Source organism: Fictibacillus nanhaiensis, from assembly GCF_019801215.1.
GTDB classification, from domain to species: domain Bacteria; phylum Bacillota; class Bacilli; order Bacillales; family Fictibacillaceae; genus Fictibacillus; species Fictibacillus nanhaiensis_C.
Genome location: NZ_JAHVJO010000003.1, coordinates 88,647 through 115,500, shown reverse-complemented (window position 1 = coordinate 115,500; position 26,854 = coordinate 88,647). Strand labels below are relative to the sequence as shown.

At 38.6% G+C, this 26,854-nt stretch carries 27 protein-coding genes; 17 read left to right on the top strand and 10 right to left on the bottom strand.

Features of this window, described 5'->3' with window-relative positions; translation table 11 throughout:
• Nucleotides 1-56: 56 nt before the first annotated feature.
• The 6 genes from KUV80_RS13535 (at nt 57) to KUV80_RS13510 (ending at nt 7,313) form a co-directional block, all read left to right on the top strand.
• Nucleotides 57-446 (top strand): GntR family transcriptional regulator, encoded by a 390-nt coding sequence (locus KUV80_RS13535; RefSeq protein WP_222463277.1) that lies wholly within the window; start codon nt 57-59, stop codon nt 444-446.
• Complete coding sequence (locus KUV80_RS13530; protein ID WP_222463276.1) at nt 439-1,338, top strand: ABC transporter ATP-binding protein; 900 nt, start codon at nt 439-441, stop codon at nt 1,336-1,338. Before KUV80_RS13535 ends, KUV80_RS13530 begins: the two co-directional genes overlap by 8 nt.
• Nucleotides 1,313-3,280, top strand: coding sequence for a DUF6449 domain-containing protein (locus KUV80_RS13525; protein WP_222463275.1), 1,968 nt, complete (start codon nt 1,313-1,315; stop codon nt 3,278-3,280). The genes KUV80_RS13530 and KUV80_RS13525 overlap by 26 nt, the downstream gene beginning before the upstream one ends.
• Before the next feature lie 18 nt (nt 3,281-3,298).
• Complete coding sequence (locus KUV80_RS13520; protein WP_222463274.1) at nt 3,299-3,829, top strand: RNA polymerase sigma factor; 531 nt, start codon at nt 3,299-3,301, stop codon at nt 3,827-3,829.
• A gap of 324 nt (nt 3,830-4,153) precedes the next feature.
• On the top strand, nt 4,154-5,902 hold the full coding sequence (locus KUV80_RS13515; protein ID WP_222463273.1) for an alkaline phosphatase D family protein: 1,749 nt from the start codon (nt 4,154-4,156) through the stop codon (nt 5,900-5,902).
• Nucleotides 5,903-6,050: 148 nt separating this feature from the next.
• Entirely contained in the window at nt 6,051-7,313 is a 1,263-nt protein-coding gene (locus KUV80_RS13510) for an MFS transporter (protein ID WP_222463272.1), read from the top strand.
• Between the two features lie 49 nt (nt 7,314-7,362).
• On the opposite strand, the gene KUV80_RS13505 is transcribed toward KUV80_RS13510, so the two are convergent.
• Nucleotides 7,363-9,462 carry a DNA topoisomerase III gene (locus KUV80_RS13505; RefSeq protein WP_222463271.1) on the bottom strand — a complete coding sequence of 700 codons (2,100 nt, stop codon included), beginning with the start codon at nt 9,460-9,462 and terminating at the stop codon, nt 7,363-7,365.
• Nucleotides 9,463-9,564: 102 nt separating this feature from the next.
• On the opposite strand from KUV80_RS13505, the gene KUV80_RS13500 reads away from it, so the two are divergent.
• The 7 genes from KUV80_RS13500 to KUV80_RS13470 all read left to right on the top strand — a co-directional run bounded on the left by KUV80_RS13500 (nt 9,565) and on the right by KUV80_RS13470 (nt 14,643).
• Complete coding sequence (locus KUV80_RS13500; protein WP_222463270.1) at nt 9,565-9,993, top strand: NUDIX domain-containing protein; 429 nt, start codon at nt 9,565-9,567, stop codon at nt 9,991-9,993.
• A 53-nt stretch (nt 9,994-10,046) separates the two neighbouring features.
• Nucleotides 10,047-11,255 carry an MFS transporter gene (locus KUV80_RS13495; protein ID WP_222463269.1) on the top strand — a complete coding sequence of 403 codons (1,209 nt, stop codon included), beginning with the start codon at nt 10,047-10,049 and terminating at the stop codon, nt 11,253-11,255.
• Nucleotides 11,256-11,395: 140 nt separating this feature from the next.
• The gene (locus KUV80_RS13490; protein ID WP_222463661.1) at nt 11,396-11,974 is read left to right on the top strand and encodes a bifunctional transcriptional activator/DNA repair enzyme AdaA; all 579 of its coding nucleotides are present in this window, start codon (nt 11,396-11,398) and stop codon (nt 11,972-11,974) included.
• Entirely contained in the window at nt 11,943-12,848 is a 906-nt protein-coding gene (locus tag KUV80_RS13485; RefSeq protein ID WP_222463268.1) for a DNA-3-methyladenine glycosylase family protein, read from the top strand. Before KUV80_RS13490 ends, KUV80_RS13485 begins: the two co-directional genes overlap by 32 nt.
• Complete coding sequence (locus KUV80_RS13480; protein WP_222463267.1) at nt 12,841-13,326, top strand: methylated-DNA--[protein]-cysteine S-methyltransferase; 486 nt, start codon at nt 12,841-12,843, stop codon at nt 13,324-13,326. Before KUV80_RS13485 ends, KUV80_RS13480 begins: the two co-directional genes overlap by 8 nt.
• A gap of 198 nt (nt 13,327-13,524) precedes the next feature.
• Nucleotides 13,525-14,064, top strand: a complete 540-nt coding sequence (locus KUV80_RS13475) for a hypothetical protein (protein WP_222463266.1) — start codon at nt 13,525-13,527, stop codon at nt 14,062-14,064.
• A gap of 63 nt (nt 14,065-14,127) precedes the next feature.
• Nucleotides 14,128-14,643, top strand: coding sequence for a GNAT family N-acetyltransferase (locus tag KUV80_RS13470; protein ID WP_246625220.1), 516 nt, complete (start codon nt 14,128-14,130; stop codon nt 14,641-14,643).
• Between the two features lie 66 nt (nt 14,644-14,709).
• Here the strand turns inward: KUV80_RS13470 and KUV80_RS13465 are convergent, their stop codons facing one another.
• The gene (locus KUV80_RS13465; protein WP_222463265.1) at nt 14,710-15,888 is read right to left on the bottom strand and encodes a NupC/NupG family nucleoside CNT transporter; all 1,179 of its coding nucleotides are present in this window, start codon (nt 15,886-15,888) and stop codon (nt 14,710-14,712) included.
• Between the two features lie 186 nt (nt 15,889-16,074).
• Here KUV80_RS13465 and KUV80_RS13460 point away from each other — a divergent pair, with 186 nt between their 5' ends.
• Both KUV80_RS13460 and KUV80_RS13455 read left to right on the top strand, forming a co-directional pair.
• Nucleotides 16,075-16,632 carry an isochorismatase family protein gene (locus tag KUV80_RS13460; protein ID WP_222463264.1) on the top strand — a complete coding sequence of 186 codons (558 nt, stop codon included), beginning with the start codon at nt 16,075-16,077 and terminating at the stop codon, nt 16,630-16,632.
• A gap of 84 nt (nt 16,633-16,716) precedes the next feature.
• Nucleotides 16,717-17,193: a DinB family protein gene (locus KUV80_RS13455; protein WP_222463263.1), complete on the top strand. Its 477-nt coding sequence runs from the start codon at nt 16,717-16,719 to the stop codon at nt 17,191-17,193.
• A gap of 45 nt (nt 17,194-17,238) precedes the next feature.
• Here KUV80_RS13455 and KUV80_RS13450 read toward each other — a convergent pair whose 3' ends face one another.
• Nucleotides 17,239-18,114 (bottom strand): phosphatidylinositol-specific phospholipase C/glycerophosphodiester phosphodiesterase family protein, encoded by an 876-nt coding sequence (locus KUV80_RS13450; protein WP_222463262.1) that lies wholly within the window; start codon nt 18,112-18,114, stop codon nt 17,239-17,241.
• A 294-nt stretch (nt 18,115-18,408) separates the two neighbouring features.
• Between KUV80_RS13450 and helD the strand changes: the two genes are divergently transcribed.
• Both helD and KUV80_RS13440 read left to right on the top strand, forming a co-directional pair.
• Nucleotides 18,409-20,727: an RNA polymerase recycling motor HelD gene (gene helD / locus KUV80_RS13445; protein ID WP_222463261.1), complete on the top strand. Its 2,319-nt coding sequence runs from the start codon at nt 18,409-18,411 to the stop codon at nt 20,725-20,727.
• Nucleotides 20,728-20,857: 130 nt separating this feature from the next.
• Nucleotides 20,858-21,304: a DUF4385 domain-containing protein gene (locus KUV80_RS13440; protein WP_222463260.1), complete on the top strand. Its 447-nt coding sequence runs from the start codon at nt 20,858-20,860 to the stop codon at nt 21,302-21,304.
• Between the two features lie 37 nt (nt 21,305-21,341).
• On the opposite strand, the gene KUV80_RS13435 is transcribed toward KUV80_RS13440, so the two are convergent.
• The 7 genes from KUV80_RS13435 to KUV80_RS13405 form a co-directional block, all read right to left on the bottom strand.
• Nucleotides 21,342-22,043, bottom strand: a complete 702-nt coding sequence (locus KUV80_RS13435) for an alpha/beta fold hydrolase (protein ID WP_222463259.1) — start codon at nt 22,041-22,043, stop codon at nt 21,342-21,344.
• A gap of 21 nt (nt 22,044-22,064) precedes the next feature.
• Nucleotides 22,065-22,460: a hypothetical protein gene (locus tag KUV80_RS13430; RefSeq protein ID WP_222463258.1), complete on the bottom strand. Its 396-nt coding sequence runs from the start codon at nt 22,458-22,460 to the stop codon at nt 22,065-22,067.
• A gap of 3 nt (nt 22,461-22,463) precedes the next feature.
• Nucleotides 22,464-23,312 carry an alpha/beta fold hydrolase gene (locus KUV80_RS13425; RefSeq protein WP_222463257.1) on the bottom strand — a complete coding sequence of 283 codons (849 nt, stop codon included), beginning with the start codon at nt 23,310-23,312 and terminating at the stop codon, nt 22,464-22,466.
• A gap of 19 nt (nt 23,313-23,331) precedes the next feature.
• Complete coding sequence (locus KUV80_RS13420) at nt 23,332-23,796, bottom strand: GNAT family N-acetyltransferase (protein WP_222463256.1); 465 nt, start codon at nt 23,794-23,796, stop codon at nt 23,332-23,334.
• Nucleotides 23,797-24,001: 205 nt separating this feature from the next.
• Nucleotides 24,002-24,325, bottom strand: coding sequence for a hypothetical protein (locus KUV80_RS13415; protein WP_222463255.1), 324 nt, complete (start codon nt 24,323-24,325; stop codon nt 24,002-24,004).
• Between the two features lie 397 nt (nt 24,326-24,722).
• Nucleotides 24,723-25,751, bottom strand: a complete 1,029-nt coding sequence (locus tag KUV80_RS13410; protein WP_222463254.1) for an ABC transporter permease — start codon at nt 25,749-25,751, stop codon at nt 24,723-24,725.
• A complete protein-coding gene (locus tag KUV80_RS13405) occupies nt 25,752-26,705 on the bottom strand; it encodes an ABC transporter permease subunit (RefSeq protein WP_222463253.1) in 954 nt (317 codons plus the stop codon). It abuts the gene before it with no gap.
• Between the last annotated feature and the right edge of the window lie 149 nt (nt 26,706-26,854).

Sequence of the window (26,854 nt, the reverse complement as noted above, 5' to 3'; positions counted from 1 at the left end):
ACTGTACTAATAATAATAATACAGTAAATACAGATTGTTGAGATGGGAGGGTGTAAATGTTCGACTTAGACGTTCGAAGCCGAAAGCCGATCTATGAACAGCTTGTTGATAAGCTAAAGGAGCTAATTATGAATGACGTATTAAAAGTAGATGAGCAGCTACCATCCGTAAGAACACTTGCCCAGCAGTTAACGATTAATCCTAATACGATACAAAAAGCATATAGAGAACTAGAAACACAAGGATACATTTATTCCATTAAAGGAAAAGGCAGTTTTGTCAATGCAACGGTCAAATCTGTAAATACGGAAAAGCTGGAAAAAGTAAAGAAAGAACTAATCAGATTATTAACAGAAGCCATGTATTTGGGGGTTACTTCAAATGAACTGGAAACAATCATTTCTGATATTGAATCATCTTTAGGGGGAGGCAGTTCGATTGATTAACGTTAAAAATGTAAGCAAACGTTTTGAGAATCAATCCGTATTAAAGGAAGTCCATTTCTCAATAGATAAAGGCTCGATTTATGGGCTGCTTGGATCAAATGGAGCGGGAAAAACGACTCTTCTAAAAATTATTAGCGGCATCTTAACTCAAGACAAAGGCCATGTGTTCATTGATGACAGTCCGGTATTTGAACAGATACAAATAAAAGATAAAGTTGTTTTCTTGCCAGACACCTTATATTTCTTTCCGCAATATACGATTAGACAAATGGCAGAGTTCTATAGAAATATCTATACACAGTGGAATGAAGAGCGATTCCAAAGATTAAGTGATGTCTTTGAGATTGACATAGATAAAAAAATCCATAAATTATCGAAAGGGATGCAGAGGCAGGTTGCTTTTTGGCTCGCGATGTCTGCAATGCCTGAAATTCTAGTGTTGGATGAGCCGTTAGATGGATTAGATCCGGTTATGAGAAAAAAAGTTAAAAACCTGCTCGTTCAAGATGTTGCGGAAAGAGAAATGACGGTGCTGATTTCTTCTCACAACCTGCGGGAAGTAGAGGATATTTGCGATCACATCGGGATTTTGCATAAAGGCTCAATTATCCTTGAAAAAGATTTGGACGACTTAAAGTCCGATGTTCATAAAGTTCAGGTTGCTTTTAAAAAGAACGTGCCGAACAAGCTCTTTGATAATGTTGATCTTTTATTTAAAGAAGAACGAGGAAGTGTTTTATTGTGTATCGTAAGAGGAAATCAAGCCGACGTTATGATGCATTTTAAAACGTTTGAACCCGACATTTTCGATATATTGCCTCTAACTCTAGAAGAGATCTTTATTTATGAAATGGGGGGTGTGGGATATGCCATCAAAAACATCTTGGTTTAATAGAGAAATAATTAAACAGAGTCTTAGAAATACAGGATGGCTTGGAATCGTCTACTTTTTAGGGTTGGTCTTTGCAATTCCACTAAGGATGTTGATGAATTATACAAGTGTAAATGAAGATTATTATCAATCTCCTTCCAATTTATTTGATTATCAATTAGAGATTCAAGTTTTTCTTATGTTCGGAATACCCATTCTTCTCGCCATATTCTTGTTTCGTTATTTGCATGTAAAGAACGCTGCTGATTTTATGCACAGCTTACCGATAAAACGCTTAAATTTATACAATCATTTTGTAAGTATGGGCGTTCTCATTTTAATAGTCCCTATAATCATGGTCAGTATCATTCTTTTGATCTTGTATAGCTCACTGAACACAGAGAATTATTTTACTTTAATCCAACTGGGAGAATGGGTGTTAATTACGGTGGTCATGACAGTGTTTACCTTTTTGGCGACCGTATTCGTTGGCATGATAACAGGGATATCGGCTATCCAGGGGCTATTTTCATTCATATTACTGATTTTTCCCCTCGGCATTAGTGTTTTGATTGCGTTTAATTTATCGTTTCTATTGCACGGTTTTCCTGGTGATTATTATTTAAATAAACAGTTTGAGAAATACTCGCCGTTTACAATTGTGGATCGATTAACGAACAATACAATGGAGTCTATCGAAATCCTAATCTATTTTCTTTTAAGTATTCTTCTGTATATATTTGCCTTACAGCTTTACAAGCTCCGCAAAATTGAAATGGTTTCACAAGCTCTTGGTTTTCCACAACTTAAGCCAGTCTTTATCTATGGGACAACATTTTGCATGATGCTTTTTGGAGGAGTGTATTTTGGAGAAACCGAGCACCACTTTTTATGGATATTGTTCGGTTACGCAATCGGTTCATTAATCGGATTTTTCGTAGCTCAAATGATTGTGGAAAAAACATGGAGAGTATTCAAGAATATAAGAGGGTTTGGCATATATGCTGCGACAACAGCCATTTTCTTTTTACTTTTCCAATTCGATATAACAGGCTATGAAAGTAGATTGCCAGAAATAGAGGAAATTCAAAGTTTTTATATAGGTGATAATCATTATGAGTACGAAGCAAGGGAAGATGACTTAACCTTTTTTGTGAATAAGAAAAAGAGTTATTCAGATCCAGAAAATATACAAGCCGTACATGATCTTCATCAACAATTAATCTCGGAAAAAATTCCGAAAAACGCGAATGAACAGATTTTTATTCTTTATGAACTTAAAGACGGCAGCAAGCAAGTACGTGAATTTAAAGTAGCATCTAAACAGTCATACAGCTCTTACTTAAAGCCTATTTATGAATCAATGGAATATAAAGAACATAATTACCCACTATTAACGGTTGACGGCCCAGATGTAGACTTAATACGGTTCCAGCCTTCTGGTCGTATCTCTAAAATGTTGACTGTTTCTGATCCGAAAGAAGTTTCTGAAATCATTGAAGTGATTCAAGCAGATATGCAAAATCAAACATTTGAAGATATGACAACAGAGCGCGCCTCTCTTTCTTTTATAGAGGTGTCTGTTCATAAAAAAATGGTTCAACTCGAATTCAAACCAAGTTATCAAAAACTTAAAGACTTGTTGAAATCTAAAGATATGCTTAAGGATGCTATTGTTACTGGGGATGATCTGCGTTATGCCGTTATATTTAAAGAGACGAAGGTGGAAAGAGACCCAATGACACAAGAAGTAGATGAACAATGGGTTGATGAAAAGATACAGCAAGGAGATGCAATAAAAGTTACTGAGAAAGACGATCTTGAGAAAGTATTGAGCAATTACAGCCATGGAGATAAAGGAGAGTATACATTAGCCCTTTATTATAAAAATGGAAGTTATACAGAAGTAGGTCATTTTACAGAACCGTTTGTACCCGAATTTGTAAAACAGCAGCTAAAGTAAAGGAGGGAGAAGAACCGCGTGCCAACAAGCAGCCTTCATTTAGAATTATTGGATTTTACAACAATCTATCAAATGTTTTATAAGAGAGTGTATACCATTGCTTTTAAAATTAGCAGGGATGTTCACCTTACAGAGGATATTATTCAAGAAACGTTTATTAAAGCGTATAAAAAACTAGATTCGGTTCTTGATCCAAACAAGATGGGACCGTGGCTATCATCCATTGCTTCTCACACAGCTATAGATTTTATGAGAAAAGGGAAAAGAGCTAACGAAACACTTACGGACTATAATGCCTACAACCAGACAGAGAATAATTGGTGCGTGACCTGCTATCAAAAAAAGGAAACGGAGCGTTTCAGTGAACAGGAAATCATAGCAGAGGTCAGGAATCTGAAACCGCAAGAACGCCATATCTTTATCATGAAATACGATGAAGGGATGAAAGAAGAAGAGATTGCCTGCAAACTCCATATATCAAGAGCTGCTGTAAAATCCAGACTGTACCGGGCAAGACAAAACCTGAAAACAGAATTAATGAAGAATTAAAGAGAGCTTATTAAACCAATTCCCCACCTCTGTATGGAGGTGGGTTTTGTTTGTACGCATAATTGGAACTTAGTATAGGATTTACACTAATAATAAAACTTTGTAAAAAATAGTATAAGAAAATTAGGATAAAAGATGGAAGCTGTTTTTGATTTTTACGACGTGAATGATTATCATTATGTCAATTCATTGAAAAATGGTAATAAAAAGGTCCTGGATTTTATCTTGCTGCGTGTTTTCTCCTTTATAAATCGAAATCGTTTCTTAACAATCTCTATCTATAATGAGTGTTGTTAAAATATTCATTTTGAAAGGGGTAACATCATGAGAGATGAAAGACCGATGGATGAATGGATTAAGAAATTAACGGAAGAAAGTTTTGAGACGAAAAAATTAGATCGAAGGAAATTTTTATCAGGTGCAGGTAAAATTGCAGGACTTTCCCTAGGACTGACGATTGCGCAGTCAGTAGGTGCATTTGAAGTAAATGCTGCACCTAGGTTTGGCAGTTATCCATTTACACTTGGTGTTGCTTCAGGTGATCCATTGTCAGACAGTGTTGTATTGTGGACAAGACTAGCACCAGACCCTCTAAACGGTGGAGGTATGCCAGACCAAGCGGTACCTGTAAAATGGGAGATTGCAAGAGATGAGAACTTTAAGAAAGTGATTAAAAGCGGTAAGACTTTAGCGCAGCCGAACCTTGCACATTCCGTCCATGTAGAGGTAGACGGCCTTAAGCCAAACAAAGTGTACTATTATCGCTTTAAGAGCGGACACGAACTAAGCCCGATCGGAAGAACAAAGACACTTCCTTTAAAGGGTGAAGAGGTTTCCAGCATGACATTTGCGTTTGCCTCTTGTCAGCAGTATGAACATGGGTACTACACTGCTTATCAGCATATGGCAGAAGAAGACTTGGACCTGGTGTTTCACCTTGGTGACTACATCTATGAATATGGACCAAATGAATATGTATCAGGTTCAGGCAACGTTCGTACACATAGCGGTCCTGAGATTATCACACTTCAAGACTATCGTAATCGTCATGCCCAATATCGTTCGGATGCTAATCTAAAATCTGCTCATGCTGCGTTTCCGTGGGTGGTAACATGGGATGATCATGAAGTGGAAAACAATTATGCCAACATGATTCCTGAAAAAGGTCAGTCTGTCGAAGCTTTTGTTAAGCGTCGAGCAGCTGCCTATCAAGCCTATTATGAGCATATGCCATTACGACGATCTTCACTGCCAAATGGAGCGGACATGCTGTTATACCGTGACTTCACGTATGGAAATTTAGCAACTTTCAATGTATTGGATACCCGTCAATACCGGGATGACCAAGCAAATGGAGATGGAAGTAAACCACCGTCAGATGAATCCCAGGATCCTAATCGTACGTTAACAGGAAAAGAACAGGAAGCTTGGCTGCTTAGAAATCTAGGGGACTCAAAAACACACTGGAATGTCCTCGCACAGCAAGTGTTTTTTGCTCAACGCAATTATGGAACAAGTACATCGCCAAAATTCAGCATGGATGCGTGGGACGGGTATACATCGTCAAGACAACGGATTACTGACTTTGTTCAATCTAGAAACATGAATAATGTAATGGTGTTAACAGGAGATGTTCACGCAAGCTGGGCATGCGACTTAAAGGCTGATTATGATGACCCAGATTCAAAAGTCATCGGAGCAGAATTGGTAGGAACTTCGATTACATCTGGTGGAAATGGTGCAGACAAGAGAGCGGATACGGATCGAATAATAGAGTTAAACCCGCATATCAAATTCTTTAACGATTACCGTGGTTATGTCCGGTGTACCGTTAAGCCAGACGAATGGCGTGCAGATTTTAGGGTTCTTCCTTTTGTCACTTCACCAGGAGCTGCAATTTCAACACGGGCTTCCTTTGTCTACCACAAGGATCAGACAGGATTAAAACAGGTTTCATCTGCAATGGTAGCAGAAGGGGTAAAGGTGTCAGCTGAAGTGGAAGAAGATCGAAACCAGGCACATGGAAAAGCACATGAAAAGCAAATGAAGAAAAAATTGCAGAATATCCAATAAAGCAACATTTCAAAAGCAGACGCTGGTCTGCTTTTTTCTTTTTGAGTACCCACACTTCTTTAGGTCAGTCAATCTTTCCTTTATAATGGATATGATTTGGAAAAAAAGGGCTGGTTACTTATGAATTACTCCGTTAGAAGGTGATAGGTTGTACTTACATACAAACCAAAAACAAATCAAAACGAACAGTCCCATATACTATGGATGGTATATTGTCTTTATTGGAGCACTTGGTCTTTTCTTTTCAGGACCTGGCCAAACGTATTCAATATCCGTTTTTATTGATGCTTATATTCGTGATTTTGGCTGGAGCCGTTCACTCGTTTCAGGTCTTTATTCTGTAGCCACTTTACTGGCTGGATTATTGCTTTCTTTTATAGGTATTTGGATTGACAGATATGGGCAAAGAAAGATGGCAGTAATCATTGGCACTCTTTTAGCGTTAACCTGTTTCTGGAACAGTACGATTGCAGGTCCCATAGCCCTTTTTATTGGCTTTTTCTTTCTTCGTATCCTAGGTCAAGGATCTATGACATTAATACCGAACACCTTAATTCCTCAATGGTTTATTGTAAAAAGAGGTAGAGCTTTAAGTTTTATGGCCATAGGCGGCTTTATTGGGTCAGCAGCTTTCCCTCCTGTTAACGCTTGGATGGTGGAACAGTTTGGGTGGCAGACAAGCTGGCGAGTACTTGGTGCCATGCTATTATTCATCTTTGTTCCATTGGCCTTTGCTGTTATCAGGAATAAACCAGAAGATCTAGGATTGTATCCAGATCATGCACCAAGAAAGGCTGTTGAAACTGAAGGCAGCCATGTATCTTTAGAAACGAATTGGACCCTTCAAGAAGCCATGAAAACAAAAGCCTTTTGGTTAGTCTTAATGTGTGCGAGTATTCCTGCACTAGTAAATACAGGGTTTACGTTTCACCTTATCTCCATCTTGTCAGAAAGAGGATTTGAAACGACTTCGGCGGCACTCGTATTAAGTTTGATGGCTATTATGGGTTTTCCGATATCTTTTGCATCAGGCTTTGTGTTAGAAAGAATACAAGCAAATCGTATGCTGGCTCTGTCATTTCTAGGTCAAGGGGCATTTATTCTTCTATTGTTTAACAGCTATTCTTCTCCAGCCTTAATCTCTTTTGGAGTGTTATGGGGAATTGTTGGAGGAATTGAGCAGATAACGTTAAACATTATTTGGGCAAATTATTTTGGAAGAAAGCATCTGGGAAGCATCAGAGGCGTCTCCATGACTGCTATGGTTTTAGGATCCGCTTTTGGACCTTTGCCATTTGGCTTAGCATATGATTATTTTGGTGGTTATAACGAAATCATCCTGGCTATGTTAATCTTTCCTATCGTTGGTTTTGTTGCTGCTTTTATGGCAAATGCTCCAAAGAAGATATAAAAAAGGCTGACAAACAGGATTTTTGTTTGATCAGCCTTATTGAGTGGTTTTACTTTTTATCCTTCATCGCAGCTTTTAATGCATCAGCTAAGCTGTTGCCAAAGCCCTCGTCAGAATTGTTGTTGTTGGCACTGTATTTTTTCATCAGTTGCCGCTCTTCCCGTTTGTTTACTTTCTTTTTTGTAGCGTCCGCTTTTTCTACCACGTTACATGGCTTGCATTGGAAGTACGTACCCGCTTTTCCGTTATGCAGTTCCATCTTTTTCTTACATTGAGGACAGCGGCGGTTAGAAAGCTTCGGATCCTTCCTGCGGCGATAAGAGCATTCACGGTCAGAGCAAACGAGCACTTTGCCGTCACGTCCTTTTATTTCCTTTAAAAGCTTTCCGCATTCCGGACATTTTGAACCCGTTAAATTATGGGCGCGGTATTCTTGAGAGCTCGTCTTGATTTCCATCACGAGCTGCTTCGTTTGCTTTCGGATATTTTCTAGAAACTCTTTCGGATTTCCGTTGCCACGTGCAATGGCTTCAAGTTCTTGCTCCCACTTGGCTGTCAGTTCAGGTGACTTTAATTCGTCGTTCACAAGGTCGATAAGCTGCTTTCCTTTTGGTGTAGGATGCAGTTTGTTGTTCTTTCTGTCGAGCACTTCTGATCCTAATAAGCGTTCAATGATATCCGCACGCGTTGCTGGAGTTCCTAAGCTGTATTTTTCCATTCGAGAAAGAAGATCAGCTTCCGTAAAGCGAGCAGGTGGTTCTGTCAGTTTTTTTTCTGAAGAAACATCTTTCACAGATAACGTTTGCCCTTCTTTTAAGCTGGAAAGTGCTCTTGGTGTTTCTTCTTCTTTTCCAGACAGCACTTTAAAGCCTGGATTAAGCACGAGCGTTTCCCGAGCGGTAAATGTTTCCCCACCGACTTTAAGAGTAGCTGTTAACGTTTCAGACGTAAAAGCGGGATAGAAGAGCGCAAGAAAACGGCGTGCAATTAAATCATAGAGTTTACGCTCATCATTGTCTAAATCGCTAAGGTGAAGCGGCTCATCCGTCGGTATAATGGCATGGTGATCAGTTACTTTTGCATCGTTAAAGACTTTTTTTGCTACCACATTTCCTTTTTGTTTCAAAAGAGGCTGTACCTCTTCACGGTATCCCGCTGACATGCCTTGAAGGCGGTCATACATCGTGTTTTCCATATCCTTTGTTAAGTATCGGGAATCTGTTCTTGGATAGGTGACAAGCTTGTATTGTTCGTAAAGTTTTTGCAGCACAGAGGATGTTTTTTTAGCAGAAAAACCAAAACGGCGGTTCGCATCACGCTGCAGTTCAGTAAGGTCGTACGGCATCGGATGAGCTTCTGTTTTTTCTTTCTTTTGAAGAGAATCAACGGTTGCTGTTTGGCCCTTTACTTTATTTACGATGTCTTGGGCGGTTTTTTCATCAAAAATGCGCTTTTCACCGTTTCTTTCCCAAGAAGCTTTTAACAAACCAAATGTGCCGTCAATCGTCCAAAAGTTCTTTGGCTGAAACGAGTTGATCTCTTGTTCACGCTCTAAAATCATGGCGAGTGTCGGCGTTTGCACTCGTCCTGCCGATAGGGGATCATTGTATTTCGTCGTGAGGGCACGTGTCACATTTAAACCGATCAGCCAATCTGCTTCAGAACGGCATACAGCAGACTGATACAGATTGTCATACTGCTTAGCAGGTTTAAGCTGGTTAAATCCATCACGAATCGCTTTATTTGTTTGAGAGGAGATCCAAAGGCGTTTCACCGGTTTTTGCCACTTCACTTTTTCCATGATCCAACGAGCAACAAGCTCCCCTTCTCGTCCTGCATCTGTCGCGATAACGAGCTCTGTAAGATCTTTTCTTTTGGCAAGCTGTTCGATGGCCCGAAACTGGTGACTTACTTGACGGATAATTTTTAGCCCCATATGTTTTGGGATGATGGGCAGATCTTCCAGTCGCCACTGCTGATATTGTTTGTCATAGTCTTCAGGCATTTTCAATTCTACAAGATGGCCGAGCGCCCAAGTTACGATATGCTTCGGTCCTTCGATATAACTTTTATTTTGCTGCTTACATCCGAGTACACGGGCAAGTTCACGCGCCACACTCGGCTTCTCAGCGAGAATCAGTTGTTTCATAACGTACCCCTTTCCACAATCTACTTTAGTCATTATAACAGAGGTTGGAGGGAGATACCCTTTTGTATAATAATGGTATAATCACTATGGTGAGGTGAGAAGATGAACTTTCAATTCCTTGATCTTATTCTTCTTGATGAAAAAGACTTGCCATTTTTCCGCCCTATTGCCGGTTCATATGCTGTTTTACAATGTGAAGAGAAATACCTGCTTTGTTATAACAGATGGAGAAAGCAATGGGAAATTCCTGCAGGAAAAAGAGAGCCTGATGAAACGTCAAAAGATTGCGCAATAAGAGAACTATATGAAGAAACGGGTCAGCAAGTTGAAGGTCTTACCTTGAAAGGGCTTATGAAAGTTAAAAATGTAGACACTAGCTTAATTAAATACAATCCTGTTTATGTTGCCCAAATAAAAGGTTTACGTCCTTTTATAGAAAATGATGAAACAACACGAATACTATTATGGGATACTATAGAAGACATTGGAAATATGGATAAAGTGGATCGTGAACTTTTAATGCACTTATGAACTTACTCATCTATTTATAGTATTTTTTCGGTTACTGAGAGGGGAAAGAAAACATGTGGAGAAACCGGAATTTTTTAATTTTGATGTTTGGCCTGGCCGTATCAAGTACAGGGTTGTGGGTAGGAATCATCGGAAACCTTGAGTTTCTGCAAAAAAATGTAGAATCATCTTTTTTACAAGCACTTATTATTCTCGCAGGTTTTTTAGTGGGAATCTTTTTAGCACCAATGGCTGGAAGAATCATTGATCGAAACAATAAGAAAAAAATACTGATTTATGCTGGGTTTGCCAGATGCATAGCCGTGTTTTTCATGTACATAGCAATCGCTACTAACAATGTTTGGTGGATGGTCGTATATACGTTAGTAATCGGGATATCCGGTACCTTCTCACAGCCTGCCATGCAGACGATGCTTCCTTTAATCGTGAAAAAAGAAGAGCTCCTGGATGCGAACGGTGTGAACATGAATATCTTTACAGCCTCTCGCATCGTAGGGACTGCATTGGGCGGTGTGATGCTTGTTGGCATGTCGCTATTCGCTGTATACACAGCAACGCTTATCTCTTATATCATTCTATTAATCTCCACGTTCTTTTTAAACGTTGAGGAAAAACCAAAAGAGGCAGACAAAAGCGGAAAAAAGGAAAGCTTCTTCCGAACACTTGGCGAGCTGTATCCGATTGTAAGAAAACAGTCAAAAGTGGTTTACGGTATCTTTTTGTTAATACCTGCCTATCTCTTTTTGTCGGGATTCAACTTAATGGTGATCGAGATCAGCGAGTTCCAGGATAATCCGGGAATTAAGGGGATTTTGTATACAACAGAAGGAATTTGTGTATTTATTGGAACGTTTTTATCCAAAAGGTTCTTTCGTGATGATCCGAAATTGTCTTACATGGTTGCCATCACGTTTATTATTGCAACTGCACATACTTCCTTATTTCTAGCCGATCATCCAATCATGTCCATTTTATCATTTGGCTTGTTTGGTCTTGCTGCGGGAACACTTTTTCCAGTGGTGACAACCATCTTCCAAACCGACGTCCCATCTGAGTATCATGGCCGGTTTTTCTCTATCAAGGGAATGGTTGATAATATCATCTTCCAAGTCTTGATGCTATTAACAGGTTTATTTTTGGATACGATTGGGTTTGAAAAAATGGTCATTGGGTTTGGAGTCAGCTCGTTTGTCATTGCAGCGATCATTCTTTTTCAGTATAAAGGAAAGAAGTCCGCAAAAAGAGTCGCTCTTATAAAGTAATACTCTAAATAAGGCAGTCAATCGACTGTCTTTTTTTAATTCATCTTGACCATAACAGCAAGATTGAGGACGATTTAGGTGAAAAACCTTGATAAAATAAAGAAAAAAGAAACGGGGGATGTGAAGTGAAAATCGTCAATATGTCGTTTGAAGAAAAGTGGAATAAAATTATGGAATGTGACCGTTCATATGATGGATTGTTCTATACCGCTGTGAAAACGACAAAAATTTATTGCCGTCCATCCTGCCGTTCGCGCAAACCTAAAAAAATCAATGTGGAATTTTACGAGACAATATCAGAATGCGTAACCGCTGGATACCGTGCTTGCAAAAGGTGTCAGCCAGAAGTTGAACACAATCCCCATACGAATCTAGTAAGAAAAGCCGCAGCCTATCTCATCAATCATCATGACAAGAAAATCGTATTACAAGATATTGCCGATCATGTTGGTGTAAGTGCGTTTTATTTGGAGCGGTTATTTAAAGAGGAGATGAAGAAAACGCCTCGAGAATATATAGAGAATATACGTATTGATAAAGCGGCCTTTTTGTTGAAACATACAAAACAAACCAATCTCGAAATCTGTTATGAAGTGGGATTTCATAGTTCTTCTAATTTTTACAAAGCATTCCGTAATGTAATAGGGTGTTCACCAAATGAATACCGAAATTCAAAGGAGTCTACCCATGCAATGGAGAGATCAAGGAACGTTGATTGAAATAGTACCACCTAAAGAATTTAGCTTTCGGGAATGTCTAGTTTTTCTTGGACGTTCTAATCAAGAAGTACTCCATCGCATTCAAAACCAGCAGCTATTTAAACTTGTGAAAATAATGAATGAGCTCATCTTATTAAAAATAGGCTGGAAGAATCATAGAATGACCATTGAGTTTCCAATGGGAGAACCAACTTGGTTGATAAAAGAAGAAGTAGTTCACTATATTTGTAATTGGTTTGACCTCGAACGAGATCTTTCAGGCTTTTATGAAATGGCATCTAAGGATACCGTTTTACAATCATTGATAACAAAATATGATGGCTTGCGTATCATTGGCATTCCAGACTTATTTGAGGCGCTGACATGGGCAATTATGGGTCAGCAGATCAATTTAAGTTTTGCCTATACATTAAAAAAGCGGTTCGTTGAACATTTTGGAGAAAAAATTGATATTGAAGGAGATACCTTTTGGTTGTACCCCACGTTTGAAGCGATAGCACTTCTAGAAGTAGATGCTTTGAGGAAGCTTCAATTTACAACTCGAAAAGCTGAGTATGTAATAGGTACTGCAAGAGCAATCGCAACGGGGAAATTATCCAAGCAATTACTAATCGAATTAGATGCCGAACTACAACAGGAAGTGCTCGTAAATATAAAAGGGATTGGACCATGGACTGCCCATTACGTGATGATGAAATGTTTGCTAACACAATCGGCCTTTCCCATGACAGATGTTGGCTTACATCTTGCGTTAAAAGCTCAGTTAGGATTAGACGTTAAACCGGATTTAGACGAGATTAAGAAAATGGCGAGCAATTGGAGTGGATGGGAAGCGTACGCTACTTTTTATCTTTGGAGGTCATTGTATGAATGAACAGTACACACTCGATTATCTATCTCCTATAGGGGTTATTGAGGTCGTTGGAAACAAGGAAGTGGTGACATCAATCATGTTCAGTGATAGAGAAACGGTTCTTGAGCATGGATCGAATGCTCCTGACGTTCTGAAAGATTGTTGTCATCAGCTTCATCAATACTTTAAAGGAGAGCGTCATACATTCACATTTCCATTTGAATATAAGGGGACTCCTTTTCAGCAGGAAGTTTGGGCTGCACTCGTTACTGTTCCTTACGCCCATACCGCTTCTTATCGGGATATTGCAAACAGCCTTCAAAAAGAAAAAGCGGATAGAGCAGTAGGGAACGCAAATGGAAGGAATCGATTAAGTATCGTGATTCCGTGTCATAGAATTATTGGTTCCAATGGAACTTTGACAGGGTATGCGGGAGGCTTATGGAGAAAAGAGTGGCTGCTCAATCACGAAAAAACAGTTAATAAGGTGAATAATTAAAAATAGGGATATAGCTTTTATTATAAAAGCAATAGATTGTAATAGAAATTCATATAGTCTGATAATTCAATCATATTAAGGCTTAAGCATTAATTTTTCCTCAATTCATAAGAAATAATGATTTTTTATTTACAATATTAAGAAAAAGTATTAAAATGAGAAAGTTCCAAAAAATAGAAATATATGGGGGCTTTCTCGATGAAAAAATTCTTAGCACTAACAGCAGCAGCGGTTCTGGCACTTAGCGTAGGTTGCAGCAAAGAAGAAGCAGAGCCAAAAGAAGAAACAAAACCAGCAGCAACTACAGATAAAAAAGAAGAGGGCAGCAATGAAAAGGTTACTCTTTTAACATTTGAAGGAGAACTGATGCAACAACTTCGTCAATATCATGCTGCATTCAATGCGTATGCTGCAGGATTAGAAAAAGAAGGAGACAAAGCACTTCCTCAAGCAGAGCTTGATCAGTTGAAAGCTGATGCAAAAGCGGCTGGAGAAAAAGCGGTAGCTGAAATTCCTTCTGTTGAAGTTCCAACTGACTTGTCAGAAGAAAACCAAGCAACTATTAAAGGTGCTTTAGAAGAACTGAAAAAGTCTTATGAAGCAAGAGTTGCTGGTTTAGAAGACGAAGCAAAAGCGACTGAAGCTGACGAATTGTTCGCGGCTTTCGAAGAAAAATTAAACACAATTCACGAAGACCTTAAACTAATTCCAGGTAAATTCGCAAACGAACTACAATAATTGTAATAAAACTGCTGTCTCGAAAAGAGAGGGCAGTTTTTTCTATAGAAAGGGAGTGCCGATATGATAGAGATTAGGGCTGAGCAGAAGGAAGACCATGTGGCTATTGGTAACATACATTCCCTTGCCTTTAAAGGGGAAAACGAAGCAAGACTCGTGAATAAAATTAGAGAATCAGAATTTTTTGTTCCACAATTATCTTTAGTTGCGGATTCAGACGAAATTGTCGGACATATATTGTTAAGCGTAGTTCATATCCAAACAGAGGAGTCGTTAATACCGACACTAGCACTTGCTCCGATGGCTGTTCTTCCACACTGCCAAAATCAAAACATCGGATCGAAGTTAGTAGAAGAAGCGTTGAGAAGGGCGGGAAAACTCGGGTTTTCACATGTTGTAGTGCTGGGGCATCCGGGATTTTATCCTAGATTCGGATTCGTGTCTGCTATGACAAAAGGAATTAAACCACCATTTCCTGTACTTGAAGAAGTTTTTATGGTCCATGAGATGAAGAAAGGTTCTCTAAATCATATAAAAGGAACGGTTGTATACCCTCCTGCTTTCAATGCGGTTACATAGGAGTTTTACAGATAGCGAAAAAAAGCTGACTTCAAAGGAAACATATCCTTTTGAGCCAGCTCGATTTTATAAAAACAGTCCTGCGATCGCTGCAGATAAAATACTTACCAAGGTTGCACCGTAAAGAAGTTTTAAGCCGAATCGTGCAACGGTATTACCTTGCTCTTCATGCAGACCTTTTACAGCACCGGTAATGATACCGATAGATGAGAAGTTGGCGAAAGAAACGAGGAATACAGACACAATGCCGACTGTACGTTCAGACATATCTTTTGCGTATTTAGCAAGATCCATCATCGCCACAAATTCATTCGATACAAGCTTAGTTGCCATGATCGTACCTGCTGATACCGTTTCTGCCCAAGGAATACCCACAAGGAAAGCGAATGGTGCAAATACGTATCCAAGCATCGTTTGGAACGTCATTCCGAACGCCATGTTAAACACATCATTGATCATGGAAATCAAAGCGACGAATCCTAGTAGCATCGCCCCAACGATGACTGCTACTTTAAAACCATCCATGATGTATTCTCCGAGCATCTCAAAGAATGTTTGCTTCTCTTCTTCGATTTCGATGATGTCATCATCATCAGTCACTTCGTAGGGATTAATAATGTTAGCGATGATAAAGCCGCCGAACAAGTTAAGAACGAGAGCTGTTACGACATACTTTGGATCGATCATCGTCATATATGCACCAAGAATCGATGCTGATACAGTTGACATGGCTGACGTACAAAGAGTATATAAACGATGTCTAGGCAGATGACCTAAAAGCTTTTTCACAGAGATGAATACTTCAGACTGACCAAAAACAGCAGAAGCAACAGCGTTATAAGATTCCAGTCTTCCAAGACCATTCACTTTACTTAAAGCAAAGCCTACCCATTTAATGATAAATGGAAGAATCTTAAAGTGCTGTGCAATTCCGATAAGAACAGAAATAAAGACGATAGGCAAGAGAACATTTAGGAAAAACGGCATGGCCGCCTCATTGGCCAATCCACCAAACACGAAGTCAACTCCGTCGCGTGCATACCCCAGCAGCTTTTCAAAAAGTGCAGAGATTCCTTTAATGATAACAAGACCAATTCCTGTATTTAATAGAAAGTATGTAAAGATAAGCTGCAATCCTAACATGATTAAGATGGGTTTATATTTAATCTTTCTTCGATCATTGCTGACTAAAAAGGCTAACAAGAAAACAACTGCCAGTCCAGCCAGAAATATAATATACTTCATTTCATTTCCCTCCAAAACATTTAACTCATTTAACTTTACTATTATTCGACAAATTTCGAGTAAGTGCAAGCGAAAAAATATACTGCTTTGTTAGTATTGACCAATTTTTATAAAACTCTTTCTAAAAAATGGATTTGATTGTTTGCGTCGAAATTATACTAGAGACAAAGAAAAGGGAGTGTTACATTGAACCACGCCGTTTTAGTAATAGATGCACAACAGGAATTAATGGATGGAAATAAACAGGAAAATGCTGTACATAACAAAGAGATGGTATTACACCATATTAATCTTGTGATTGAAAAAGGAATCAAAGAGGAATCGGAAATTATTTTTGTTCGGGACTTAGATGTTGCTGAGGGTATTGGCGGAGGATTTGAAGTCCATTCAGATATACATGTTCCACAAGAAGCCATTATTTTTGATAAGAGGGCAACAAATGCTTTTTATGGAACACCTCTTTTGAACCATCTCAAAGAGAGTGAGATTGATCATATCATTATAATGGGATGCAAGACAGAACATTGTATAGATACGGCAGTAAGAATGGCGACCGTAAATGGCTTCGATGTTACATTAGTAGGTGATGGTCATTCTACAACAAATTCAGAAGTTTTAACTGCACAGCAGATTGTGGATCACCACAATAAAATACTTCATGGGCATTACAATGTTGATCATTTTTCAATGGTAAGAAATGCTGAAGAAGATTTGTTTAGACCCATCCACAATACTTATCGTTAATCATATTTCGTATAGTCATGAAGCGAATTGAGGTTGTATAATGAACAATGATAGTGCTTTATCAAATTTTAGGGAGGCGTAAAGATGAGTGAATTAACGTTTAAGAACTTTGAATTATCCCGCAGTTTTTTTATGAAGCATGTTGAAAGCATGGATGCTGAAATGGCTGACATACAGCCAGAGGGATTCAAGAACAACATTCTTTGGAACATTGGTCATGTATTAACGACAGCGGAATATTTCATGTTTGGTTATCCTCAAAAATCTGCATCTATTCCTATGAACTATTTGGAGCTGTTTAATAAAGGAACGAGCCCTGCTGATTGGAAAAGTGAAGTGCCAACCTTAGCAGAATTGACTTCTCAACTGAAAGATCAACTAAATCGAGTGAAAGAGATTCCAGAAGAGCGACTTCAAGAAAAGCTAGAGAGACCGTTTTTTGATTTTACAACATACGGCGAACTTGTAAATTTTGCTGCTTTCCATGAAACGTATCATCTTGGTCAAATGCATGCGATGAAGAAGGTAATTGAAAACTCACAAACCGCTAAAACGATTTAATATAGAAAGAAAGACACTCTACCTAAAAGGGAAAGTGTCTTTTTTTTACCAGTCTATATGTCGTGAAGTTGGATTAGTATCATTTTTCAATAAAAATTGCTGAAGACCTGGAAGATCATCCGTATTAATAAGATCCACGCCAGCGTTCATTAATTCTTGCCAAACCGCTTCCCGGTTTGGAAGAGCAGCGTCTGGAGTCGCCCAAAATCGAACAATTTGTCCGTTAGTATGAGCAGTTTTTACAATATGGTGGAGCTTCTTCTTTTCCTCTTCTGGCATAGGGCCGATCCCTTGCCATGTGAAATGCTTTGTCCAATTATCACTAATCACAGGCATGAAGGTATTAGAAAAGTTCATTCCCAGATCGCTCATTCTTCCGTCATTCGTGCTGTAGCGTGTCTTTTGACTTTTCATAAGTTCGTACGGGCGATTACCCGAAATAATAACCGTAACAGCGCCTTGATCCACATCGTCGCCTGAAATGCGCGTTAACATGTTCTTATAGGCTGTAAGCTTTTCATGAATGGCTTTATAGGTAGCTGCATCTTCTGATTTGATATCAATCCACAATAAAAAGTCTTGTTTTTTATACCCCTTATATACGGAGCCCCCGTTGCTTTTAATTCGCTTTTTTAAAGGAGCTAAATAAAGGGACTCTAGTGTTCTGTCAGGTTTTAGATCAATTTGATCATGAGCGACTAAAAGTTTGCCGTCTTTCAGCCAAACATCCGCTTCTACACTCGTGAATCCATGATCGAGAGCATCTTGAAGCGGCTTGTTATGCTCGTAATCATTATGAGCATGGGCTTTAGATAGAGGGGTAATGGATGAAAGGCTGCTCCTATCTTTTGCATGTGAAGGAGTGACCGTTAATGCAAAAACAGTAAGACTTAAAGTTAGTATGCTGATCCACTTTTTCATTCATAATCCTCCTTGCGATGTAATCATTTTCATCATAAAACATTCCAAGTTAAAAGGGTCGATTAGATGACAATCTTAATATAAGATTAAAAAAATTTACAAAAACAAAAAACAGCGGCCCATGAAGGTTCCGCTGTTTGTAGGAAAAATAAATATGTACATATGAAATAGGAGTATGCTAATATAAATAAAGCACGCTCATTTTAATTTTTAGTGTAAAAATATACCCAATTATATTATACGCAAAAATGGAATGAAGTGTCAACAATAAATTTACGTGTAGGGAGAGATCGGATGACCATTTGGAATCGGGAGCAACAAAATGAACAAATGCGAGTAGATGAAGTAATAAACGAACTTTCTCAAGCGTCTAGCAAGCTTCAAGAGCACTTAGGCGGTAAATTAGCCGATGTGGTCCAGATACGAAAAAATTTCTGGTCCGATGTAACGGTGAATGTAGACGATGTTCACGAAGCAGCAGAAACGGCTGCTAGTATTAAACAACAATCCGAACTGTTGTCGGAAATTGAGCGTAGTCATATTTCTTCAGAAAGCCGCCTAAAAACCTATGAAAAATTGAAACATTCACCCTATTTTGGACGAATTGATTTTAAAGAAGAGGGTGAGAGTGAAACAGAAAAGGTCTATCTGGGGATCGCGTCTTATTATGATGAAAAGACAAGTACCTTCCTTGTTCATGACTGGCGTGCGCCCATCTCAAGTTTGTATTATGATCATTCACTTGGAGAAGCAGCTTTCAGGGCACCAGGTGGCCGAATAAAAGGCGAGCTGGAGCTGAAAAGACAATTTATCATAAAAAATGGCCGCATCCAAGGCATGTTTGATACTGGGGAAGCAATTGGTGATGAGCTGCTTCAACAAGTGCTTGGGAACCAAGCGAATACCCAAATGAAAAGCATCGTCGCGACCATTCAAAAAGAGCAGAACAGCATCATCCGAAACACAACGAGCGACCTTCTTATCGTACAAGGAGCAGCGGGATGCGGAAAGACGTCTGCTGCACTTCAACGAGTGGCTTATTTGCTGTATCGGGACCGTGAGACGTTGCAATCACATCACATCGTGTTGTTTTCTCCTAACAACATGTTTAATAGTTATGTGGCTAACGTTCTTCCAGAGCTCGGAGAAGAAAATATGGAACAAACCACTTTTCAATCTTATATCAATCATCACTTGGCTCATGAATTTTCAGTCGAAACACCATTTGAACAAATGGAAGATCTTTTATCAGGAAACGGTAAGTCTTCTCGATTAGAAGGCATTCAGTTTAAGAGTTCTGTTCACTTTCTAGAAGCCATTCATCGATATACAGAAAAACTAAGTCAATCGGGTTTGCCGTTTTCTGATGTTAAATTCCGTGATAAGACTGTCGTACGGGCAAAACAAATTCATGCATACTTTTACTCTTTAGATCCACAGGAAACAATCCCTTATAGGATGAAGAAAACAGCGTCCTGGATTTTAGATGAGTTAAAAAAAGCCGAGAGACGTGAACGAAAGAAACCTTGGGTTGAAAAAGAAATTCAGTTTTTGGATAAGTCTGTGTACACAAAGCTTTATCAACAGCTACATAAACGAAATAAGTACGCTGACGATTCTTTTAATGATTTAGCGAGCGAACAAAAAGTACTGTCCGCTTATGTGACGAGAATTGCTTTTAGACAGGTACGAGAAACGATAGAGTCCTTTGCTTTTTTAGATATGAAGAGTTTATATAAAAAAATATTTCAAAGAAATAATGATCTCATAAATGATTACACCACTTGGAGCGCAATTTGCACTCAAACCTTGTTTAATCTTAAACAAAATCACCTAGCCAATGAAGATGCTACCCCGTTTTTATACGTAAAAGAATTGTTGATCGGTTTTCAAAACAATGCGGCGGTAAAACATGTTTTTATTGATGAAGCTCAGGACTTTTCGCCGTTTCAGTTTGCGTTTATTCAGCGAATTTTTCCGAGAGCCAATCTAACAGTACTTGGAGATTTAAATCAGTCTATCTATGCACACGCTTCTGATGAATCGTTTAGCATGCTAAAAACTCTATTAAATACAAAGAATGCTGAAATGACTACACTGACGAGAAGCTACCGTTCGACAAGAGAAATCGTAGAATTTACGAAGACTCTTTTAAAAGAGGATAGCATGATTATCCCGTTTAACCGTCAAGGGAAAAAGCCTTCTGTTGTAAGTGTGGATAACGAAGAAAAGCATTATAAGCAGTTAGAACAGCTTCTCTATTCCTGGAGAAACGATGGACATGAGACTGTGGCGATTATTTGCCGAACAGCAAAAGAATGCTATAAAGTGTATGACAAAATGAAACTGCGACTGGATGTAAGGCTAATGGTCGATGAGGATGCAGCATTCCAAAAAGGGATTATCATCATCCCTTCTTATCTAGCAAAAGGGATTGAATTTGATGCTGTTGCCATTTATAATGCATCTGGCTATCAAAACGAAAGGGAACGAAAGCTGTTTTATACAGTGTGTACCCGTGCCATGCATGAACTCTCTATATTTTACCGAGGAAAGGCATGTCCGTTTATAGAAGAGGCTTCAGAGGAACGATACGAAAAAGTTAAATTGTAAAAGGACATTCAAAATCCGTTGTGGAGTAAGCAACGGATTTTTTATTTTTATAACATGACAAGCAATTCAACCATTAATCCTTTTTATCTTACACAATATCGGGTAAAGATAACAAAGAAGGAGGGTAACGATGGCATTTAATTATGATCTTGATTTTGAGAATATTGACTTTAGAAAGAATCCAGAAAAATACCGTGTAGGCCGAGGAGAGCAGGGTGTACTTCTTGTTGAGCCATATAAGAGCGAAATTCTTCCAAATTGGCGGTTTAAAACGCCTGAAGAAGCAGAAGAATCATCAGAGAAAATTTATAAGCAGTTTCTTGATTACAAAAAGAACAAAGAGTTTGTTGGAGCCGATATGGCTCGAAAGTTTTTGCAGATGGGTTATACACGTGCCCGCCGATATACGAATTACAAAGGCGGAAGAAAATATGATAAGAACGGTGAGATAAACGAACGCCAAATCGATCCAGTTAAAGCAAAATCAGCAGAAATCTTTGAAGAGAAGTGGAAGCTTGCAAGGACCGACGAAGAGTACTTAAAAATGAAAAAAGCACATCAAAAAGAATTTGGATAAATAACATTACTTGTGAGCTTTTTTCTATTTTAGTGACCTATGCTTGTTGAAGGGTACTTATTTTATTAATAAAAGTTGTAACAAGGTGGTTATACATTTCAGGCTGTTCAAGATTTGCCACATGGCCTGCAAAAGGGACTAATCCGATATGTATATTTTTAGAATACTCCTTTAACAGAATAGCTGCTTCGCATTCGTGTTTTTCTTTTTCACCATTAAGGAGAAGAGTAGGTACGATTAATTTTTCGAAATCAACTTTTGTCATAGTGGGATAGTGATACGTGAAAGTATCTAACACAAGTTTAAGCGTTTTATACCACCTGTCACCATGAAGTGATTGAAAATGTGAGGCTGTTTCTGGGGCTGTCTCTTTTATAGCCAAAAAGGAATGATATTGCTTTTCCATTGTCTCTTCTAAGTATTGGGGTATAAAAGGGGCATAACCTGTTAGTATTAAACTCTCTACTAATTCTGGATATCTTATAGCAAGATGAATCCCGATAGATGCCCCGAGTGATACCCCCATGATGTGGCCTTTACCTTGTATTCGTATGTGTTGTGCGACCCATTCAAGAGCATGTTCAAAATAAGGATCAGCTGCAGGTTCTTGATTTGAGCCATGACCAGGTAAATCAATAGGGTATAGGTCAAATTTATCTTTTAAATTCATTAGCTGTGGATGAAAGTGTTGTTCGCCTGTCCCCATTAATCCGTGTATTAAATATAAACGTTGTTTCATAATGCTCCTCCGAGTATTTGTTTATTTAGTCTTGTTTATCCCTGCATGTTCAACTACTTCTTGCCCTGAATCAAACTCCCCAAATAATAGTTTTTCAAGAGGCGCAACGTATGTGACGAACTCGTTTAACAGTTCGTTTACTTCACGGTCTCCATCGAAGTCATGCATCGTCATACGTGCGTGTTCTTCTGATTGAAAGCGAAGTAAGCCGATCCACAGTTCTTCGCCTTCCTCTACGTCCAAGCTTTCTGAGATCGATGAAATTCCATAGTTTTTTGGCATGCTGGAAAGTTTGAAAATCTGTTCTGTCACTCCGCCGTATTCTTGAAATTTTTTGTTCGTTTGTGCACAGATATCAAGAAATTTCTCTTTCACTTCTGGTTTAATTTTGTAAAAATAGACAAGCAGATGCGCCATTCTCTAACCTCCTATTTTTGTTAACCATCTTGACTTAATTTCATCTACAACCACTTCCGGACGATCCCAATGCAGCATGTGAGTGGAATCCTCGACCAGTATTACATGACCTGAAGCATTTTGTATAAAAACTTCAGCTGTGTCTAATCGTTTTTTTAACAGATGTTCTGGTAAGGTGGCAACGAGCAATGTGATATTTTTCGGTAATAGATGATAGATGTTCTCTGTTTCATTCAGGTGCATGCCGCGAATGATATGTCTTGCCGTTTCACCACGAGCGTGCCAATGAATTCTATTGTTTCGCTCTACACCTAAATCTTTGACAGCCATTTCTATTGCTAGTGTCCATGTCAGATAGTTTTCTTTTTCTGATCTGTAAAAATCATCCCACGATTCAAAGACATACTCGTCGAAATCTTTTTCAAGATCATCCATTTCATCTTCCATGGATGTTGCCCAAATACGCTTCGTCTGATAACCACCATCGATTAAAAGCGTGTCAATCACGTTATTAGGATACTTCGCCAAAAAATGCAGTCCAACAAAACTTCCCCACGAATGCGTTAAGAAAAAGAATTTTCCGATCTTGAGCTGCTGAATCAACCCATAGACCCAATCTGCCAATCGAGGCATCTCATATTCTTCTGCTGAAGCTAATTCCTCTGTTCTGCCATGACCAGGGGCATCGATGGCGATGATGTGAAAATCCTCTTTTAATCGTTCAGCTATATGTAAAAAGCTAAAACTTGTACTTCCTAATCCATGCAAGCAAAATATGACAGGTTTATCGTTATTGCTCCATTCCGTTACATGCACTTTTTTTCTGTTATACTCCAAAAAATATCGTTTCATCGGTCACCTCTTCAGTATTTTAGCTAAATTCTTTATGTACGACTTCTCGATAAATGACAAAGCCTCGTTTTTGATAAAAAGTTCTTGCGATGGTGTTGTCGACCCAGTAATCGAGTTCAATTTTGGTTGCACTGATCTCTTTTGCCATCTGTTCAATATAATCGATAAGCTTTGTTCCAATTCCTTGATTGCTGACGGTTTCGTCCACACTGATCTGATGAATGTAAAGGGATTTTGCCGCTCTTTTAAAAGGGGTATCTCCAGATTCGCGAATGGTCATCCACACATAACCGACGGGAAGTGTATCCTGTTCGACCAAAAGGAAGATGTGCCGTTGATCATCGACTATCCCTTTGTAAAAATCACGGATCGATTCATAATGGTAAGGGGTAAAACTCTCAGGGAAAAGTTCAACATGCAGGTCTTGGACAGTTTTGTTCAGTTTAGCAATCGTTTCGTAATCTTTGGTCCTGAAAATGTTCATGTTGAAGAATCCTTCCGTTTAAATGTAAGAATTTTTTGTTATTTGTTTATTTTAACATAAAACAAGAGAAGGTTATGGAAATGGTTAACATTTTTCGTGATGGTTTTTAATGAAAGACACATACGTTGCTAACGTAAGGTAGAGGGCGGAAAAATCTATGAAGCGAGCGAGAAGGCATACAAAAAGGGCAAGATTCTGCCCTTATTTATAGAGAGTATGGTGTGAAGTTGGGGAACGGGTGATTGGCTTCACTTAAAGAGGATAGGCTTTTTATTTCAGCGACTTCCATAATCTCATTCCAAATCTTCATTACCGCTGGTGACTCATGAGCAGCGTCTTTGGCTTGTTCAGATTTCCACTCGAAAATTTCCAAAACGGTACCATCAGAAGCTTGAGCACGAATCGGTTCACGGGAAGTAATAAGGTCTTCTGCTTCTAGCGTGGTGACATGATTGGTTAATATCTCGTTCAACTGTGCTTCCTTACCTTCATGTGGGCGGTAAAGAGCCATTGTAATTAAAGCAGACATGTGCGATTTCCTCCTATAAAACTGATTTTTATGTAGAATCTTATTTTATCACAGTCTTAGCAATAGATTTTTAGGTTTCAATGGTGCAATTTTAGATCTTTATGTATAAATTTCACTCTTTTATAAGTCGTGAGTTCAAGATGGAGTAGATATGTACGTATAAGGGAGACTACCGTTGCATGTGTTTTTTTAAGAGAGACACGAAAAATAACCTTTACGTAATATCCACGTTATTTTGAATTTATCCACGTTATTTGAGATTTCTCACACGTTATTTAGGATATTCCCACGTTATTTTAAATATATCCATTTTTCGACAAAAACCCCAAGTAATCGACATCCCCCATAATAGAGAAAACTCATGACGGTCAATATCCTTCCGCATGAGTTCTTTTTCTTAACCGTCTGTCCCCGTTTTCATCACTTTCTCAAACTGTTTCTTAGATAGTGCCTTCACAGGAATAGCTGTAGTTTTTTTTCGTTTTGATCGACGAACCTTCGTGTAAGACCCTTGTGCCAGGTATTTCTGTTTCAGCGCTTCTACCATAAAGTTAAGAGCTAAAATGGCAAGAGCAAATCCAGCCAAGGGAACGAAAACGATCCAACGATTGCTGCGGATTTGGTGAATATTCGCGCCAAGCATGCTTGACCATTCATTAATCATTGCAAAGGGTACGGTATTATTGCTCAAAGGTTCAAGAGTAATGAAGTCTGTCCCGCCAATAAACACTTTTAATACCCCTAAATGTGCAACAAGTAAAAGTGTTGCTATAACTTGCTGACTGTACACGATGCTTAAACGCGGCCATAGGAAGGGGAGCACATGCTTTCGAAGGGTGTGGAGTCTTCTGCCTCCGAGTACTTTTACGGATGAAATAAACTCATTCTCCAAAAACTTGGATGTCTCATTGGCAACCGTGACCATAACGGGAGGGATGGCAATGAGAATCAAAAAGAGGATGGCAAAAATGGTTTGTTCTGTCCGTGTGATCGACCAAGTAAAGATCTGCAGAACCGGAAAAAGAATTAAGTAACTAATAATTGTAGCTGGAGCATAATAGAAGGCTTCAAAGAGTTTACTTGTATTCCGCTGAATGCTCTTTGGCAATTGGCTGAGAATAAGACCTAATAAGGTGCCGACAAAAAGTCTCATAAAGGCGATAAGAAAAGCAAAACCAAGTGTGTATTTTGCACCATCAATGACTCTATGAAGCATGCTCACCCCAAATTGATCGGTACCAAACGGCATTTCTTTTGAAGGTGCAAGTGGGGCAGAATCGACGGGCTTATCATCTTTATCGTACAAAATCTTCAACACAGGCTGTTTTTCGTTTGGCACATAATGGGTATAAACAATACTTCCGATAAACATGGAAAGAATGATTAAAAATCCAGTTAAAAATAATGGGCTTTTCCAAACAAACATTTACGCCACCTCCTCTTCTTTTTGACCAAGTTTAAGCTTTAACACATAAGAAAGGAGGGTGAAAAGCAAGTAAAAAGGGACAAACATCAATAAAATGCTTACCGTAATAACATCAGGTGTAGTTGGCCCATTGTTCAGCATAAACTTCGTGATACCAGGTATGAACATGACGTATTCCACCATAAAAAGGCTTGAGATCAAAAGCCAGTAAACGGTCTTTGAATAATAAAAAAGGCTGAGAAGAGAATTTCTGAGCATATGAACATAGAGCACTAAGGTGTATCGAACCCCTTTAGCGCGAGCAAAATCTACATATGTTTTTGAATCTTCATCATCAAGCAAGAATAATAAAGTTCTCACTAAAAATAAGGTAGGCAAGATAGATAGACTTAATATAGGAATAAGGTAAGTCGGATTTTGATCACTATGAACGATAGGAAAGAGGAGATCCCCAGTATTCCGGTAAAAGACAATAATGAAATATTGAATCATAACCACGATAAAAATGTCTGGCAAGGATTCAAAAGTGAAGAACAAAAAACGAACCGCTCTTTGAAGGACGTCAGGTAGAATTTTAACCAATAGTGCCAGAAAAATAGCGGCAATTCCAGAAAACAGAAAAGCGGCCACTACAAGTTTTAAAGAGTAAAAGAAATAAGGTAGAATGGTTGGAAAGATAAACTTCATCTGCTGACTTTCATAATATTCAACATTAGAAAACGTCAAAAGCTTTTTCATGAGCTCGCCTATTTTGTTAAAATAAGGATCTATAAAGAAACCAAGATTCTGATCAAGGAAAAGCGCATTCTGTATGGAGCCCATTTCAAGCAAACGTGCCACGGCTTCAATTCCTCTCACATTACTAAAGAATAGATAAGGAAGCGCGCCAATCAAAAACACGCCAAAAATAGGCAGCAAAAAACTACCCGTTTTTCGCATTACAGAAAAAAACATGAAAATTTCCCCCTAAAGCATTTTCTCTCTCTTTTTCTCGTATAAATTTACCTTTCGACAAAAACCAATATTTACCTCCCCAAAAAATAAAACCGCTGCAGAAGCAACGGTTTTAAAAGTGGCTAATTTTTTGTATGACGGATTTAATA

Excerpts from the sequence above, each read along its gene's own strand:
- KUV80_RS13535 (WP_222463277.1), top strand. The coding sequence starts at position 57 with ATGTTCGACTTAGACGTTCGAAGCCGAAAGCCGATCTATGAACAGCTT.
- KUV80_RS13525 (WP_222463275.1), top strand. The coding sequence starts at position 1,313 with ATGCCATCAAAAACATCTTGGTTTAATAGAGAAATAATTAAACAGAGT.
- KUV80_RS13515 (WP_222463273.1), top strand. The coding sequence starts at position 4,154 with ATGAGAGATGAAAGACCGATGGATGAATGGATTAAGAAATTAACGGAA.
- KUV80_RS13505 (WP_222463271.1), bottom strand. The coding sequence starts at position 9,462 with ATGAAACAACTGATTCTCGCTGAGAAGCCGAGTGTGGCGCGTGAACTT.
- KUV80_RS13500 (WP_222463270.1), top strand. The coding sequence starts at position 9,565 with ATGAACTTTCAATTCCTTGATCTTATTCTTCTTGATGAAAAAGACTTG.
- KUV80_RS13495 (WP_222463269.1), top strand. The coding sequence starts at position 10,047 with ATGTGGAGAAACCGGAATTTTTTAATTTTGATGTTTGGCCTGGCCGTA.
- KUV80_RS13490 (WP_222463661.1), top strand. The coding sequence starts at position 11,396 with ATGTCGTTTGAAGAAAAGTGGAATAAAATTATGGAATGTGACCGTTCA.
- KUV80_RS13485 (WP_222463268.1), top strand. The coding sequence starts at position 11,943 with ATGCAATGGAGAGATCAAGGAACGTTGATTGAAATAGTACCACCTAAA.
- KUV80_RS13480 (WP_222463267.1), top strand. The coding sequence starts at position 12,841 with ATGAATGAACAGTACACACTCGATTATCTATCTCCTATAGGGGTTATT.
- KUV80_RS13475 (WP_222463266.1), top strand. The coding sequence starts at position 13,525 with ATGAAAAAATTCTTAGCACTAACAGCAGCAGCGGTTCTGGCACTTAGC.
- KUV80_RS13470 (WP_246625220.1), top strand. The coding sequence starts at position 14,128 with ATGATAGAGATTAGGGCTGAGCAGAAGGAAGACCATGTGGCTATTGGT.
- KUV80_RS13465 (WP_222463265.1), bottom strand. The coding sequence starts at position 15,888 with ATGAAGTATATTATATTTCTGGCTGGACTGGCAGTTGTTTTCTTGTTA.
- KUV80_RS13455 (WP_222463263.1), top strand. The coding sequence starts at position 16,717 with ATGAGTGAATTAACGTTTAAGAACTTTGAATTATCCCGCAGTTTTTTT.
- KUV80_RS13450 (WP_222463262.1), bottom strand. The coding sequence starts at position 18,114 with ATGAAAAAGTGGATCAGCATACTAACTTTAAGTCTTACTGTTTTTGCA.
- helD (WP_222463261.1), top strand. The coding sequence starts at position 18,409 with ATGACCATTTGGAATCGGGAGCAACAAAATGAACAAATGCGAGTAGAT.
- KUV80_RS13440 (WP_222463260.1), top strand. The coding sequence starts at position 20,858 with ATGGCATTTAATTATGATCTTGATTTTGAGAATATTGACTTTAGAAAG.
- KUV80_RS13435 (WP_222463259.1), bottom strand. The coding sequence starts at position 22,043 with ATGAAACAACGTTTATATTTAATACACGGATTAATGGGGACAGGCGAA.
- KUV80_RS13430 (WP_222463258.1), bottom strand. The coding sequence starts at position 22,460 with ATGGCGCATCTGCTTGTCTATTTTTACAAAATTAAACCAGAAGTGAAA.
- KUV80_RS13425 (WP_222463257.1), bottom strand. The coding sequence starts at position 23,312 with ATGAAACGATATTTTTTGGAGTATAACAGAAAAAAAGTGCATGTAACG.
- KUV80_RS13420 (WP_222463256.1), bottom strand. The coding sequence starts at position 23,796 with ATGAACATTTTCAGGACCAAAGATTACGAAACGATTGCTAAACTGAAC.
- KUV80_RS13415 (WP_222463255.1), bottom strand. The coding sequence starts at position 24,325 with ATGTCTGCTTTAATTACAATGGCTCTTTACCGCCCACATGAAGGTAAG.
- KUV80_RS13410 (WP_222463254.1), bottom strand. The coding sequence starts at position 25,751 with ATGTTTGTTTGGAAAAGCCCATTATTTTTAACTGGATTTTTAATCATT.
- KUV80_RS13405 (WP_222463253.1), bottom strand. The coding sequence starts at position 26,705 with ATGTTTTTTTCTGTAATGCGAAAAACGGGTAGTTTTTTGCTGCCTATT.